At 70.6% G+C, this 14,334-nt stretch carries 10 protein-coding genes; 5 read left to right on the top strand and 5 right to left on the bottom strand.

What is annotated here, in order from left to right; translation table 11 throughout:
- Window positions 1–5 precede the first annotated feature (5 nt).
- The 4 genes from ACQP2T_RS45840 to aceB form a co-directional block, all read right to left on the bottom strand.
- Window positions 6–1,223, bottom strand: coding sequence for a (Fe-S)-binding protein (locus tag ACQP2T_RS45840; RefSeq protein ID WP_433511119.1), 1,218 nt, complete (start codon window positions 1,221–1,223; stop codon window positions 6–8).
- 54 nt (window positions 1,224–1,277) lie between these two features.
- A complete protein-coding gene (locus tag ACQP2T_RS45835) occupies window positions 1,278–2,471 on the bottom strand; it encodes an FAD-binding oxidoreductase (protein ID WP_433511118.1) in 1,194 nt (397 codons plus the stop codon).
- Window positions 2,471–3,922: an FAD-linked oxidase C-terminal domain-containing protein gene (locus ACQP2T_RS45830; RefSeq protein ID WP_433519921.1), complete on the bottom strand. Its 1,452-nt coding sequence runs from the start codon at window positions 3,920–3,922 to the stop codon at window positions 2,471–2,473. The genes ACQP2T_RS45835 and ACQP2T_RS45830 overlap by 1 nt, the downstream gene beginning before the upstream one ends.
- A 105-nt stretch (window positions 3,923–4,027) precedes the next feature.
- Complete coding sequence (gene aceB, locus ACQP2T_RS45825; protein WP_433511117.1) at window positions 4,028–5,605, bottom strand: malate synthase A; 1,578 nt, start codon at window positions 5,603–5,605, stop codon at window positions 4,028–4,030.
- Window positions 5,606–5,760: 155 nt separating this feature from the next.
- On the opposite strand from aceB, the gene ACQP2T_RS45820 reads away from it, so the two are divergent.
- The 4 genes from ACQP2T_RS45820 (at window position 5,761) to ACQP2T_RS45805 (ending at window position 10,440) form a co-directional block, all read left to right on the top strand.
- Entirely contained in the window at window positions 5,761–6,450 is a 690-nt protein-coding gene (locus tag ACQP2T_RS45820) for a DUF4097 family beta strand repeat-containing protein (protein ID WP_433511116.1), read from the top strand.
- Between the two features lie 98 nt (window positions 6,451–6,548).
- Window positions 6,549–7,961: a GTPase HflX gene (gene hflX / locus ACQP2T_RS45815; RefSeq protein ID WP_433519920.1), complete on the top strand. Its 1,413-nt coding sequence runs from the start codon at window positions 6,549–6,551 to the stop codon at window positions 7,959–7,961.
- 454 nt (window positions 7,962–8,415) lie between these two features.
- Window positions 8,416–9,624 (top strand): amidohydrolase family protein, encoded by a 1,209-nt coding sequence (locus tag ACQP2T_RS45810; protein WP_225290705.1) that lies wholly within the window; start codon window positions 8,416–8,418, stop codon window positions 9,622–9,624.
- A 54-nt stretch (window positions 9,625–9,678) separates the two neighbouring features.
- A complete protein-coding gene (locus tag ACQP2T_RS45805) occupies window positions 9,679–10,440 on the top strand; it encodes a DegV family protein (RefSeq protein ID WP_433511115.1) in 762 nt (253 codons plus the stop codon).
- 12 nt (window positions 10,441–10,452) lie between these two features.
- Here ACQP2T_RS45805 and ACQP2T_RS45800 read toward each other — a convergent pair whose 3' ends face one another.
- Entirely contained in the window at window positions 10,453–13,227 is a 2,775-nt protein-coding gene (locus ACQP2T_RS45800) for a helix-turn-helix transcriptional regulator (protein ID WP_433511114.1), read from the bottom strand.
- Between the two features lie 178 nt (window positions 13,228–13,405).
- On the opposite strand from ACQP2T_RS45800, the gene ACQP2T_RS45795 reads away from it, so the two are divergent.
- The gene (locus ACQP2T_RS45795) at window positions 13,406–14,320 is read left to right on the top strand and encodes an MBL fold metallo-hydrolase (protein ID WP_433511113.1); all 915 of its coding nucleotides are present in this window, start codon (window positions 13,406–13,408) and stop codon (window positions 14,318–14,320) included.
- Window positions 14,321–14,334: the final 14 nt, after the last annotated feature.

The following is a 14,334-nucleotide window of genomic DNA, read 5'->3' as shown; positions in this document are numbered from 1 at the left end:
TCCGGTCAAAGAGAAACCCCGCGCAGCGAGGCGTCCAGCACCTCGGCCGTGTGCGCCACCCTGATCCGCGCGCCACCGCGCCGCATCGCGGCGGCGATCTGCATCGTGCAGCCCGGATTCGCCGACACCAGCAGCTCCGCGCCCGTCGAGGCCACCGACTTGGCCTTCCGATCGCCCAGGTCGCGGGCGGCCTCGGGCTGGAAGATGTTGTACGTCCCCGCCGAGCCGCAGCAGATGGCCGACTCCGGCACCTCGCGCAGGTCCAGCCCCGGGATCGCCTTCAGCAGCTCGCGCGGCTGGGCCCGGATCCCCTGTGCGTGGGCCAGGTGGCAGGCGTCGTGATAGGCCACCGTGACGGGCAGGGGATGCCGGTCCGCCACCGGTCCCAGCTCGACGAGGAATTCCGACAGGTCCAGCACGCGGAACCCCGGCTCACCGCCCAGCAGCTGGCGGTACTCCTTCATCGACGACCCGCACCCGGCCGCGTTGACCACGACCGTGTCCACGCCCGCCTTGGCGAAGGTCCTGATCGTGCGCCGCGCGAGCCGCCTGGCCTGCTCCTCGCGCCCCGAGTGCACGCTGAGCGCCCCGCAGCAGCCTTGGCCGGGCGGGATGACCACGTCGCAGCCCTCCAGCGCGAGCACCCGCGCGGTGGCCGCGTTGACCTGGGGGAAGAACTCGCCCTGCACGCACCCGGTCAGCATGCCGACCACGGCCCGGCGCGGCCCTCTGGCCCGGACCAGCCGCGGTATCCGCTGCCTGCGCTCCACCCGGGGTGCCAGCCCGGCCATCGCCCCGAGGCTGGGATGCACGCGCCCCAGGAACGGCGCCATCCGCTCGGCCAGCCCCATCCCGGGGCGCAGCAGCCGCAGCCGGCGCGGGTAGGGGAACAGGCTGAACACGATCTCCCTGACCGCCCGCTCGCGCGGTTCGCGCACGTGGACCCGCTCGACCTCGGCCCGCGTCTGCTCGATCAGCCGGTCGTACTGGACGCCCGACGGGCAGGCGGTGACGCACGCCATGCAGCCGAGGCAGGCGTCGAAGTGCCCGGCCATCTCCGGCGTCACCGGGGTGCCCTCGACGTGCTGTTTCATCAGGTGGATCCGGCCGCGCGGCGAGTCCATCTCCTCGCCCCACAGCGTGTACGTCGGGCAGGTGGGCAGGCAGAAGCCGCAGTGCACGCAGTCGTTGATCAGCTTGGGGTCGATGCCGCCGGACGTCATGCCAGATGCCTCCTGGTTACCGCTCACTCAGAATGCCTCCTGGTCGCCGCTTGCTCAGATGCCGCCGATGAACCGGCCGGGAGACATCCGGCGCTCCGGGTCGAACCGCTCCTTGACCCGCCGCATCAGCGGCAGCGCGCTCACCGGCCCCCAGCGGTCCACGCCCTCGTGCGGCGCGGCCAGCACGGTCACCCGGCCGCCCACCGGCGTCAAGCGCTCCCGCAGGCCGGACACGACACCCGCGAAGTCCGCAGGCGGCTCGGCCGTGGGCTGGAGCCAGACCCGGCCCGCGACGGGCGAGCCGCGGAGCGAGAGCCCGGTGTCGCGTACCTCCGCCAGGACGTCGCTCGTCCGCGCGGGCGGGAACCGCAGCTCGATCAGGACCTCGTCGTCGGTGATCAGCCCCCACCAGGCGGGTGCCTCGTCCGTGACGGCGCCCGCGCCGATGGCCGTGCACAGTGCCTCGGCCCGTTGCCCGGCGGCCGAGCCCTCGACCAGCACGGCCAGCGTGATCGGCGCGTCCCCGCCGGGCCAGTCGAGCTCGACCGCGCTCGGCTCGGCCTGGGAGGCGGCCAGCATCGCGGTCACCTCCTGAACGTGCCGCTGGGCGAGCTCGGTCACGACATAGCGGTGGTCGGCGGGCAGCGGGTGCAGCCGGAAGGTGGCCTCGGCGATGACGCCCAGGGTGCCGTACGAGCCGGTGAACAGCTTGCCGAGGTCGTAGCCCGCGACGTTCTTGACCACCCGGCCGCCCGACTTGGCCACGGTCCCGTCCGGCAGCACGACGGTGATGCCGATGAGCAGGTCGCGGGCCGTACCGTAGCGGAAGGCGCGCGGCCCGGCCGTCGCGGCGGCCAGCGTGCCGCCGATCGTGGCGCCCTCGGCGAACGGCACGTCCAGCGCCAGCTCCTGCCCCTGCTCGGCGAGCGCGTCGGCCAGCGCGTCCATGGTCACCCCGGCCTGGGTCTTGACCACGAGGTCGCCCGCGGCGTGCTCGACCACCTCGTTCAGGCAGCACAGGTCGAGCAGGACGTCACACCGCTCAGGCGGGTGGCCCCAGTGCAGCTTGGTGCCGCCACCCACGGGCACGACCGTCAAGCCGCCCTCAGCGCAGGCGCGCAGCACGGCCGAGATCTCCTCGACCGACTCGGGCAGCGCCACCACACCCGGCCGCACGCCACCCACGACGTCGTCCGGCCCGGCCTCCCTGACCGTCACGCCGGTCCGCTCCAGCCCGTCCATCTTCATCAGAACTGCTCCGCCTGCCCCGAGGCGACCAGCGGATGGACGCCCTTGCGCACCCCCGGCACCTCCCCGCACAGCCGCGGCGTGGGGAACACCTTGCCCGGGTTCGACAGGCCCTTCGGGTCGAAGGCGCAGCGGACGAGCTGCATGGTGTCGAGATCGTCCGCGGAGAACATCCTCGGCATGTACTTCGCCTTGTCCACGCCCACCCCGTGCTCGCCGGTGATCGACCCACCGTGCTCGATGCACAGGTCGAGGATGGCGCCCGAGACCGTCTCGGCCCGTTCGCCCGCCCCCGGCTCCGCGTCGTCGAACAGCACCAGCGGATGCAGGTTGCCGTCGCCCGCGTGGAAGACGTTGGCCACCCTGATCCCGTACTCCTCCGACAGCCGGTCGATGGCCGCCAGCACCTCCGGCAGCGAGGTGCGGGGCACCACGCCGTCCTGCACGATGTAGGCGGGGCTGATGCGGCCGACGGCCGCGAACGCCGACTTGCGCCCCTTCCAGATCGCCGCCCGCTCGGCCGGGTCGTCGGCCGTGCGCAGTTCGAACGCCCCCGAGCAGATCTCCCGCAGCCGGGCGAACTGCCGGACGACCTCCCGCTCCGGCCCGTCGAGCTCCACGATCAGCACCGCGCCCGCGCCCTCGGGATAGGAGCAGGACACCGCCGCCTCGGCCGCCTCGATGGCCAGCGCGTCCATCATCTCGATCGCCGCCGGCACGATGCCGGCGCCGACGATGGCCGACACCGCCTGCCCGCCCTGCTCGATGCTCTCGAACGCGGCCAGCACCGTGGTGACGGCCTCCGGGGCGCGGCTCAGCCGTACCGTGATCTTGGTGGCGATGCCCAGCGTGCCCTCCGAGCCGATGAACGCGCCCAGCAGGTCATAGCCGGGATCCATCCGGTCCAGGGTCACCAGGTCGCCGTCGGGGGTGACGATCTCGCAGGCTTCGATGTGGTTGACCGTGAAGCCGTATTTGAGGCAGTGGGCGCCGCCGGAGTTCTCCGCCACGTTGCCGCCGATCGAGCAGACCTGCTGGCTGGACGGGTCGGGGGCGTAGTAGTAGCCCTGGTCGCGGACCGCCTCGGTGATCGCCAGGTTCGTGACGCCCGGTTCGACGACGGCCCGGCGGTTGGGCAGGTCGATCTCCAGGACGCGGCGCATCTTGGAGGTGACGATCAGCACCCCGTCCTGGCGGGGGAGGGCCCCGCCGGACAGACCGGTGCCGGAACCGCGGGCCACGAACGGGACCCCGAAGTCGTTGCAGGCGCGGACCACCGCGGCGATCTGCTCGGCCGTCTCGGGCAGTACGACGACGCCCGGCGTGGCCCGGTGGTAGGTCAGGCCGTCGCACTCGTAGGTGCGCAGGCGTACCGGATCCGTGATCACCGAGTCGGCGGGCAGCAGCGCGCGCAGCGCGGCCGTCAGCTCGTCGAGCGGCTTGTCGACCATGGCGCCCCCCTTCTCTCCGCCATCCTCGGTCATACCCGGTTGATAGCCCTAGCTTTCCGGATATATCCGGCGCTGACGCACCGGATATATCCGGAAATTTCGTGATTACGGCATGCGGGCATACGCGGGAAGCGTCAGGAACTCGGCGAAGTCGTCGTCCAGCGCGACCTCCTTGAACAGCGCCGTGGCCTGCGCGTACAGCAGCTCGTCGTAGCCCGGCTCGGCCGCGATCTTCGCCAGCTCCTCCGCGATGATCCGCTCGACCAGCTCCTTCGTCACCGTCACGCCCGTGTCGGCGAGCGTGATGTCGTTGTGGATCCACTGCCAGATCTGCGAGCGGGAGATCTCCGCCGTGGCCGCGTCCTCCATGAGGTTGTGGATCGCCACCGCGCCGAGCCCGCCCATCCAGGCGGCCAGGTAGCGCAGCGCCACGTCCACATTGCCGCGCAGCCCGGCCTCGGTGATGTCACCCGGCGTCTCGGAGACCGCCAGCAGGTCGGCGGCCGAGACCGAGACCTCCTCGCGCGTCCTGTCGAGCTGGTTGGGCCGCGAGCCCAGCACGCCGTCGAACACCTCGCGGCAGATCGGCACCAGGTCGGGGTGCGCGACCCAGGAGCCGTCGAAGCCGTCGCCCGACTCGCGCGTCTTGTCGGCCCGCACCTTCTCCAGCGCCGTCGCGTTGACCTCGGCGTCGCGCCGCGAAGGGATGAACGCCGCCATCCCCCCGATCGCGTGCGCGCCCCGCTTGTGGCAGGTCCGGACGAGCAGTTCGGTGTACGCGCGCATGAACGGCGCGGTCATCGTGACCGCGTTGCGCTCGGGCAGCAGGAACTCCCGGCCCCGGGTGCGGAACTTCTTGATCACGCTGAACAGGTAGTCCCAGCGACCCGCGTTGAGCCCCGCCGAGTGGTCGCGCAGCTCGTAGAGGATCTCCTCCATCTCGAACGCCGCCGGGTACGTCTCGATCAGCACGGTCGCCCTGATCGTCCCCTGCGGGATGCCCAGCAGGTCCTGGGCGCGGACGAACACCTGGTTCCAGAGCCGCGCCTCCAGGTGCGACTCCATCTTCGGCAGGTAGAAGTACGGGCCGCGCCCCTTGTCCAGCTGCCGCTGGGCGCAGTGGAAGAAGTAGAGCCCGAAGTCGAACAGCGAGGCCGACACCGGCCGCCCGTCCACCAGGGCGTGCTTCTCGTCCAGGTGCCAGCCGCGCGGCCGGACCACGATGGTGGCCAGCTCGGCGTCGGGCTTGAGCGCGTACGTCTTGCCGCCGGTCTCGAAGTCGATCGTCCGGTCGAGCGCGGCGCGCAGATTGAGGTGGCCGCTGACGCAGTTGGCCCAGAGCGGGGAGTTGGCGTCCTCGAAGTCGGCGAGCCAGACCTTGGCCCCCGAGTTGAGCGCGTTGATCGTCATCTTGCGGTCGACCGGGCCGGTGATCTCGACCCGGCGGTCCTCCAGCCCCGGAGCCGGCGGCGCGACGCTCCAGTCGCTCTCCCTGACCTCCTTGGTCTCCGGCAGGAAGTCGAGCCGGCCGCCCGCCGACAGCTCCGCCTGCCGTACGCGCCGGGCTTCCAGCAGCTCCTGGCGGGTCGCGTCGAACTCCCGCTGCAGGCTCTCCACGAAGGCGAGCGCCTCCGGAGTGAGGACCTCGTCGAAGCGGTCGAGCATCGGGCCGGTGATCTCCATATGCCCCTTCTTCCATGATGTGGAAAATTGGTTCTGGATTATGGAAGTGAAGCTACTTCATGGCTGGTCCCCGGTTCAAGGTGGGGGTCCCCTGGGGGAGGGTCAGGGGGAAACCCCGATGTACGGCATCCCCTGTGCACGCGAGGATCTGTCTCATGAAGACGATCGTGATCGCGGGTGGCCTCCTCGCCTCGGCATTACTGCTGACGGGCTGCGGGCTGAAGGACCTGGCCGGCCCGACCAACCAGGACACCGTCACGTACCAGGTCACGGACAAGGTCGCCAAGCTGCAGCTCAAGAGCGGCTCCGGCGACACCGTGCTCACCGAGTACGACGGCACCGCCGTCCGGGTCACCGAGACCCTCCAGTGGCGCAACGAGAAGCCGAAGGCCGAGCACAAGGTCGACGGCGACACGCTCTCCGTGTTCTACAACTGCCCCAAGGGCTGGGACAGCTGCAGCGTCGACTACAAGATCGAGGTCCCCAAGGGCCTTCAGATCGACGCCGACACGGGTTCGGGCGACATCACCATGAGGCAGCTGACCGGGCAGATCGAGGCGAGCGCCGGCTCGGGAGACTTGGACGCCAGCGGTCTCGGGACCAAGAAGATCTTCGCCGAGGCCGGCTCCGGCAGCATCGACCTGAAGTTCGCCGTCGCGCCCGACAGCGTCGAGCTGGAGTGCGGCTCCGGCGACGCCACCCTGCGGGTTCCGGCCGGTGCCTATGATGTGAAGACCCAGGTCGGATCGGGCGACGTGCAGGTCTCGGTCGACAAGGACCCGGCTTCTCCGCACAAGGTGTCGCTGACCGCGGGCTCGGGAGACATCAGCATGTTGGCGGGATAACGTCGCCCGGGATAACCAGGTGATGGCATGAGGGATGTCATGCCACCATCGGGGAAGACACTCCGGTGTTCAGACGTTGCCTATTAGAGATGACACGAATGCACGAATACTCCGCGCTTGACGAGTTCGAGACCGGCGAGATGGACCTTGAGGAGCGCCAGGCACTACGCCGCGTGGCGGGCCTCTCCACCGAACTCCAGGATGTCTCCGAGGTCGAATACCGGCAGCTGCGGCTCGAGCGGGTCGTCCTGGTCGGCGTCTGGACCTCAGGCACGGCGGAGGACGCTGAAAACTCCCTTCTTGAGCTGAAGCTCCTGGCCGAAACGGCCGGTTCGGAGGTCCTCGAGGGCCTCATCCAGCGCCGCCAGAAGCCCGACCCCGCCACGTACATCGGATCGGGCAAGGCGCTCGAGCTCCGCGACGTGGTCGAGTCGACCGGCGCCGACACCGTGATCTGCGACGGCGAGCTGGCCCCTGGCCAGCTCCGCCAGCTGGAGGAGACGGTCAAGGTGAAGGTCATCGACCGCACCGCGCTGATCCTCGACATCTTCGCGCAGCACGCCAAGAGCCGTGAGGGCAAGGCTCAGGTCGAACTCGCCCAGCTCAGCTACCTGCTGCCCCGCCTGCGTGGCTGGGGTGGCAACCTGTCCCGGCAGGTCGGCGGACGCGCCGCGGGCGGCGTCGGCATCGGCGGCCGTGGCCCCGGTGAGACCAAGATCGAGCTCGACCGGCGCCGCATCCGCGAGCGCATGGCCAAGCTGCGTCGCCAGATCAGCGGCATGTCCACCTCGCGCGACACCATGCGCCACCGGCGCAGTCGCCGTGAGGTCCCGGCCGTCGCGATCGCGGGTTACACCAACGCCGGTAAGTCCTCGCTGCTCAACCGCGTCACCGGCGCCGGTGTGCTGGTGGAGGACGCCCTGTTCGCCACCCTGGATCCGACCGTACGCCGGGCGCACACGCCCGACGGCAGGCTGTTCACGATCGCCGACACGGTCGGCTTCGTGCGCCACCTGCCGCACCAGCTGGTCGAGGCCTTTCGATCCACGCTGGAGGAGGTGGCCGACGCCGACCTGATCCTGCATGTGGTCGACGGCGCCCACCCCGACCCCGAAGGCCAGCTCGCCGCCGTACGCGAGGTCTTCGCGGACATCGAGGGCGCCTTGGACATTCCCGAGATCGTGGTGATCAACAAGGCCGACGCCGCCGACCAGGAGGTGCTGGACCGCATCGCCAGGCGCGAGCGCCGCAGCATCGTGGTCTCGGCGCGCACCGGTGCCGGCATCGCCGAGCTGATGGCGCTCATTGAGCGTGAGCTGCCCAGGCTCGACCACGAGGTCGTGCTGCTCGTGCCGTACGACAGGGGCGACCTGATCTCGCGGGCCCACAAGGAGGGCGAGGTGCTCTCGGTGGACCACGTCGCGGAGGGCACGGTCCTGCACGCGCGCGTGCTCCCGAGCCTGTTCCAGGAGTTGGAGCGGGCCGGCAAGCCGGTCGAACGCGTCTCTTAGTGGTCGTATCGGGCAGCTCTTAGCGATCATGGATGGGGCCAGAACCCCTGAAATCACTGCGGAGCTGCCCAACGGCGGCAGTGGTCCCTGAACGCTGGGATTGCTAGGATAAGCCGAGTCTTACGACACTAATGGCACGGGTTTCAGATGATCGCTGCTGCGAGTCAGGTCGCGTGCGGGGGCCACAGGGGATCGATGGGGCTGAGTGGCGGTTGGGATGAGTGGGCTTCTTTCCGAATAACCCTGTACAGCAAGCCCAGCTGTGAAATAACGTAACTGAACTGAAATCGCCGGATCATGAGTCTGGCGATACGGTCACCGCACAGCCATACGCGGATGAGATCAGGAGACCCCCCATGTCGTCCGGACCCGGAGCCGACTCAGTGGGCGCGGCGGCAGCCGTGCGCTGCTGTGCACTGTGCTCAGCTGGGGGATCCCGCGGGGCGGTGATGCGGTGACCGTTCGGCTCCTGACCAACATCGGCCGCCTCTGGACCGGCAACGAGGTCCTCAGCAACGCGGCCATCCTTGTGCACAACGACCGGATCGCGTGGGTCGGGCGAGCGCCCGACCTGCCGCAGAGCGTGCCCGGCGTTGTCGACGACATCGTCGATGTGGACCACGTCGAAAACCTGGGCGGCGCGCTCGTCACGCCCGGCCTCATCGACGCGCACACCCACCCCGTCTACGCGGGCAACCGCTACGCCGAGCTGGCGATCCGCACCGGCGGCTCCACCTCCTCGGCGATCACCGCGGCGGGCGGCGGCGTGGGTTCGACCGTCACCGTGACGCGCGGCACCGACCCGTGGACCCTGTGCAACGGCGTCCGCGAGCGGCTGCGCGGCTGGCTGCTTAGCGGCACCACGACCGTCGAGGCCAAGACCGGCTACCACCTCACCCGCGACGGAGAGCTCGCCGACGTGCGGCTCCTGCGCGAGCTGGAGAAGGAGCCGATGATGCCGCGGGTGCACGTCACCTTCCTCGCGGCACAGGTGGTCCCGCCCGAATACTTCGGCCGGCAGCGCGAATACGTCGAGGCCGTGGGCGCCTGGTGCGCCGACGCGGCCGCCGCCGGCGCTGACAGCGTCGACGTCTACTGCGACGAGGGCCACTTCACCACCGAGGAATCCCGCTGGGTGCTCGCCTCGGGCCGCAACGTCGGCCTGCTGCCGCGCATCCACGCCGGCCTCTACAGCCGCCGCGGCGCCGTCCAACTGGCCGCCGAGCTCGGCTGCGCCTCCGCCGACGGGCTGCACCACATGTCCGAAGAGGACATCGCGATCATGTCCCGCTACGGCGTGCCCGCCGTGGTCTGCCCCGCGACGGCGCTCCAGCGCGGCCACCTGCCGCCGGTCCGCCAGATGATCAAGCACGGTGTGCAGATCGCGCTCGGCAGCGACCACAACCCCGGCTACTGCGGCATCACCTCGATGTCCCTGGTCATCGCGATGGCGGTGTCGGCGTTCGGGATGAGCGTCAACGACGCGCTGCGGGCGGCCACGCTCGGCGGCGCCACCGTGCTGGGCGCGCCCGACCGCGGCGTGCTGGCTCCCGGTCGCCTCGCCGACATCGTCCAGTGGGACGCCGACCACGAGGGCGCCTTCGCCTGGTCCTTCGGCCTCAAGCCGCGCCGGGTCTGGCGGGGTGGCACTCCGGTCCAGTAGTTGATCTCGCCATCGGTGTTCGTGGTCACGGATTCAACTGCTTACCTGCCTCCGTTGCCTGGTATCGCCGTCGTACCCGTACAGGTGACTTCCGGCGGTCTTTCGTACGACGAGGATTCCTTCACCGGTGACCTGTCGTCGGCGACCACGTCCAGACCCGCACCCGCGCGCTTCGCCGCGTGCTACTCATCGCTGGCGGCCGGCGGCGCTTCGGCCGTGGTCTCAATACACCTTTCCGGCGATTTTTCCGGCACAGCCTCGGCGGCCCTGCTGGCCGCCAAGGAGTCCCCGGTGCCGGTGGAGGTCATCGACAGCCGCTCGATCGCCATGGGCCTCGGCTACCCCGTCCTCGCCGCCGCCCGTACGGCCGCGGACGGGGGAACGCCGGCGGACGTGGCGGCGGCGGCCCGGCGGTGCGCCTTACGGACCCGGACGTACTTCTACGCCGACACGCTGGAGTACCTGCGGCGAGGCGGCCGAGTCGGGACGGCGGCCTCGCTGGTGGGCTCGGCGCTGCTGATCAAGCCGTTGCTGCACCTGGTGGATGGGCGGGTCTCGCTGCTGGAGAAGGTACGGACCGCGACCCGGGCCATCGCCCGGCTGGAGGACCTGGCGGTGGCGGCCGCGGCGGGCAAGGCGGAGGTGCGGGTCGCCGTACAGCACCTGGAGGCGCTGGGACGGGCGCAGGGGCTGGCCGAACGGCTGGCCAAGCGGCTGCCTGGGGTGGTGGAGATGCGAGTGGTGGAGGTGGGGGCGGTTGTCGGGGTTCATGTGGGTCCAGGGATGCTGGGACTGACGGTCACCTCGGCCGACTAAGGCGGTGTGGCCTCAGCCCTGGTGGTCGGCGGTCGCGAGGGTGCCCTCGATGAGGTCGCGCAGCTGGGAGCGGGCGGTGATGCCCAGCTTGGGGAAGCTGCGATAAAGGTGCGAGCTGACCGTGCGCGGGGAGAGGAAAAGCTTCTCGCCGATCTCGCGGTTGGTCAGTCCGCGGGCGGCGAGCCTGATGATCTGCTGCTGTTGCGGGGAGAGTTCGGCGAGCGCGTCGGGGGTGGAGTCTGTGACGTCGAGGCCGGCGGCGCGCCCTTCGGCCCGGGCGCGTTCGATCCATGGGCGCGCGCCCAGACGCCGGAAAGTCTCCAGGGCCTCGGTGAGCGGCGCTCGCGCCTCAGCGATGCGCCGACGGCGCCGCAGCCATTCGGCGAGGTCCAGCAGGGCCTGGGCGTGTTCGAAGGGCCAGTGCTCAAGGGCCGGGCCGGCCAGGGCCGCCCGGAAGTACGGTTCGGCGTCCTCGGGGTCGGCCAGCAGTCCACGGGCCCGGCTGATCAGCGCGCGCAGCCGGGGGGAGGCGTTGCCGGCGAGGGTGCGTGCGGAACGCTCGACGATCGTGGCGGCCTCGTCGCGGCGTCCGCCGCGCACAGCCGCGGCGGCCAGATCCGCGAGGGCCGGGTAGGAGGCGTGGTAGTGCACAGGTGCGCCATCTGCCGTGAAGACCGTGCGGAGGTGGTCGTACGCCGCCTCGTGCGCGCCTTCCGCGAGGGCCGCGGCGCCGAGCGCACGCCGGGCGTAGACGGCTACCGAGCGGCTCTCCAGCGGGTCGATCAGGTCGAGCGCGTCCTTGGCCCGGGCGCGGGCCGCGGTCGCGTCCCCCTGGTAGGCGAGCACAGTGGCCTCCACCGCGGCCGCGCATGCCACCGCGTGGTCGAGCCCGACCGTCGAACCGAGCGCACTGCTGCGGGCGCAGGCTTCCTGGGCTCGCCCCCATCTTCCTTGTTCCACATAGCTCCAGGCGGCCGCGCCGCCCAGACCGTCCGGCAGCGGTCCGCGGAACCCCCAGCGGTCGAAGGCCTCGTCGAAGGCGCGGACGGCCTGCGGGGTCTCGTCCAGCAGCCAGGCCATGATCGCGAAGGCCGTGAGCCGGTCGGGGCGGCGTCGCGCTTCGGCGGCGACCTGCGGGAGCAGGGAGAGCAGTTCGGCTCTGTCGCCGAAGGGGTCGGACACGGCCCGCACCCAGGTGCGCAACCATGCCTGTGACGAGTCCTGGGGAAGGCGCCGTAGGACGGCCTGGACGCGCTGCCGCTGCACGTCCTCTCCGCAGTAGAAGCGGACCACGGCGGCGCCTGCCAGAAGGTCCAGCGCGGTGGCCGGCTGCGCGAGAGCCAGCTCCTCGGCGGCGTCGGTCAGCCGGGAGAAGACCACGGTGTGGCGCACGGTCAGCGTCGCCAGCCGTCCGACCTGTGCGGCGGCGTTGGCCAGGAGCGACGCGTCGCTGGTACGCGCGCGTACGGCGGTGGCCAGTTCCTCGACCCAGGCGAGGTCACCGGTGAGCACGGCCTGCCCGGCGGCTTCGACCAGTAGCCGGGCACTGTCCTCGCGTCGCGGCGCGAGGTCCGCGGCGCGTTGCAGGGCCTTGGCCGCCGCCGCGTGGCCGCCGCGGCGGCGGGCCCGGTCGGCGGTCTGCTCCAGCTCCGCCGATACGGGCGCGTCCGGGGGTGTGGCCGCGGCGGCGAGGTGCCAGGCTCGCCGGTCCGGCTCGTCCCGCAGCAGCTCGGCGAGCGCGAGGTGGGCCTCGCGCCGGACGTCGACGGGCGCGGCGTGATACACGGCGGACCGGACAAGGGGGTGGCTGAACCGGAGATCCCGGCCGGTTCGCCTGATCAGCCCGGCCTGTTCGGCGGGCATCCAGGCGTCGTCCTCGGCGTTCGGCGGGAGGGCCGGGATGGCGATCGCGGAGTCGACGGTGTCCACGGCGGCCAGGAGCAGCAGAGCCCGCGTGGTCGGGGCCGGGAGTCCGTTCAGGCGGGCCGCGAAGATCTGCTCCAGGTGATCGGTGAGGGGCAGCGGACCGGCGGACGCCTCGTGTGTGGTGGCCGCCCTCGCGAGTTCGGTCAGCGCCAGCGGGTTGCCGTCGGCCTGCTCGAGGATCCGCGTCCTCATCCGGCCGGTCGGTCGCCGTGGCTGAAGGTCCAGCAACCGACCGGCCGCGGCGTTGCCGAGCGGTCCCAGGGTGAGCGTCGGCACGTGCCGGTCGAAGCCCTGGAGGCGGTCGCCGAGGCGGGCCGCGATCAGCATCGTGACCGGTTCACCTGCCAGCCGTCGGGCCGCGAAGGACAGGGCGTCCAGGGACGCACGGTCGAACCACTGCGCGTCGTCCAGGACCACGAGCACAGGCCCTCGGTCCGCCTGGGTTGAGAGCAAGCCCAGGACGGCAACCCCGATCAGCATGAGGTCGGCTTCCGCCGTGGCCGGCCCCACGCCGAAGGCGCCGTGCAGCGCCGCGCGCTGCCTCTCCGGCAGCTGGTCCACCTCAGCCGACACCGGCCGCAGCAGCTGGTGCAGGGTGGAGAACGCCAGGCTCGATTCCGACTCGCTGCCCTCGGCGCGCAGGACGCGCGAGCCGCTCGCTTCGGCCCGACGCACCGCGCGGTCCAGCAGCGCGCTCTTTCCCATGCCCACGTCACCGAGAAGCACCAGTGCCGGTTCCGCGGTCGCCGAGTCCACCGCACGAAAGAGGCGTGCCAGTTCTGTTTCCCGGCCGACGATCGGCTTTTCCACATCCGGCTCCGGTCCCGCGACCGCACCGGGGTCGTCTGCGTGCTCGTCCACGGCGTCTCCAGGAATTCTGGCTTTTAGATCGGGTCCGTCGTGCCTTGTCGCACCCAGGCTACAAGCGGTCTCGACCGGTGCCGGACCGCGTGCGGAGGTGCAGTCACGTGACGGATACCGCAGGCACAAGGGGCGCTCGTACGGTTCCAGGAAAGCTTCGAATTCTCCAGGAGTACCCATGGAACAGATCAAGCTCGGCAATGTGACCATCACCCGGGTCTGGGAATACTACGGTTCCGTCGAAATGACGCCCGACACCTTCTTCCCGGAAAGTCCGAAGGAAGTCTGGGAAGACGGTTCTCCGTGGCTGGCCCCGCATTTTTTGGATTCAGCGACCAATATCGTGAATTCCGCGATCCAGACCTGGCTGCTGCGCAGCGAGGGCAAGACCATCCTCGTCGACACCGGCGTGGGCAATCACAAGGAACGCCCGTACGCGCCGGTCTGGAGCCACCTGGAAACAGACTTCCTGGCCAATCTCGCGCGCGCCGGCGTCGAGCCCGAGGATGTGGACATCGTGATCAACACGCATCTCCATATCGATCACGTCGGCTGGAATACCTACCTGGACGGTCAGCGCTGGGTTCCCACCTTCCCCAACGCCCGTTACCTGATGCCGAAGGACGACTTCGACTTCTGGAACCCGGAGAACGGCCACAAGCCGATGCTCGGCCGCGGCAACCAGAACGTCTTCGAGGACAGCGTGGCCCCGGTGCACCGGGCCGGCCAGACACAGCTGTGGGAGAACAGCCACCAGATCGACGCCGACCTGCGCCTGGACGCGGCTCCCGGCCACACTCCCGGCTCCTCCGTGCTGACCCTCGCCTCCGGGCCGGACCGCGCGGTGTTCGTCGGCGACATACTGCACAACCCGGTGCAGATCCTCGAACCGGACACCAACAGCTGCTTCTGCGAGGACCCCGCGGGCGCCCGCGCTACCCGGCGAAAGGTGCTGGGGTGGGCGGCCGACAACAACGCGCTGGTGATCCCCGCGCACCTGGGTGGCCACGGCGCCGCGGAAGTCGTGCGCGAGGGAACCAAGTTCGCCATCAAGGGATGGGCCCCCTTCGCCCCGTACACCGAGCAGGGCTGAGGCCCTCGGAAAGG

The organism is Nonomuraea sp. CA-143628, assembly GCF_050942315.1.
GTDB lineage: Bacteria > Actinomycetota > Actinomycetes > Streptosporangiales > Streptosporangiaceae > Nonomuraea.
Note: the sequence above shows the minus strand (reverse complement) of the source record. Positions and strands in the feature narration are given on the sequence as shown.

Excerpts from the sequence above, each read along its gene's own strand:
- ACQP2T_RS45840 (WP_433511119.1), bottom strand. The coding sequence starts at position 1,223 with ATGACGTCCGGCGGCATCGACCCCAAGCTGATCAACGACTGCGTGCAC.
- ACQP2T_RS45835 (WP_433511118.1), bottom strand. The coding sequence starts at position 2,471 with ATGAAGATGGACGGGCTGGAGCGGACCGGCGTGACGGTCAGGGAGGCC.
- ACQP2T_RS45830 (WP_433519921.1), bottom strand. The coding sequence starts at position 3,922 with ATGGTCGACAAGCCGCTCGACGAGCTGACGGCCGCGCTGCGCGCGCTG.
- aceB (WP_433511117.1), bottom strand. The coding sequence starts at position 5,605 with ATGGAGATCACCGGCCCGATGCTCGACCGCTTCGACGAGGTCCTCACT.
- ACQP2T_RS45820 (WP_433511116.1), top strand. The coding sequence starts at position 5,761 with ATGAAGACGATCGTGATCGCGGGTGGCCTCCTCGCCTCGGCATTACTG.
- hflX (WP_433519920.1), top strand. The coding sequence starts at position 6,549 with ATGCACGAATACTCCGCGCTTGACGAGTTCGAGACCGGCGAGATGGAC.
- ACQP2T_RS45795 (WP_433511113.1), top strand. The coding sequence starts at position 13,406 with ATGGAACAGATCAAGCTCGGCAATGTGACCATCACCCGGGTCTGGGAA.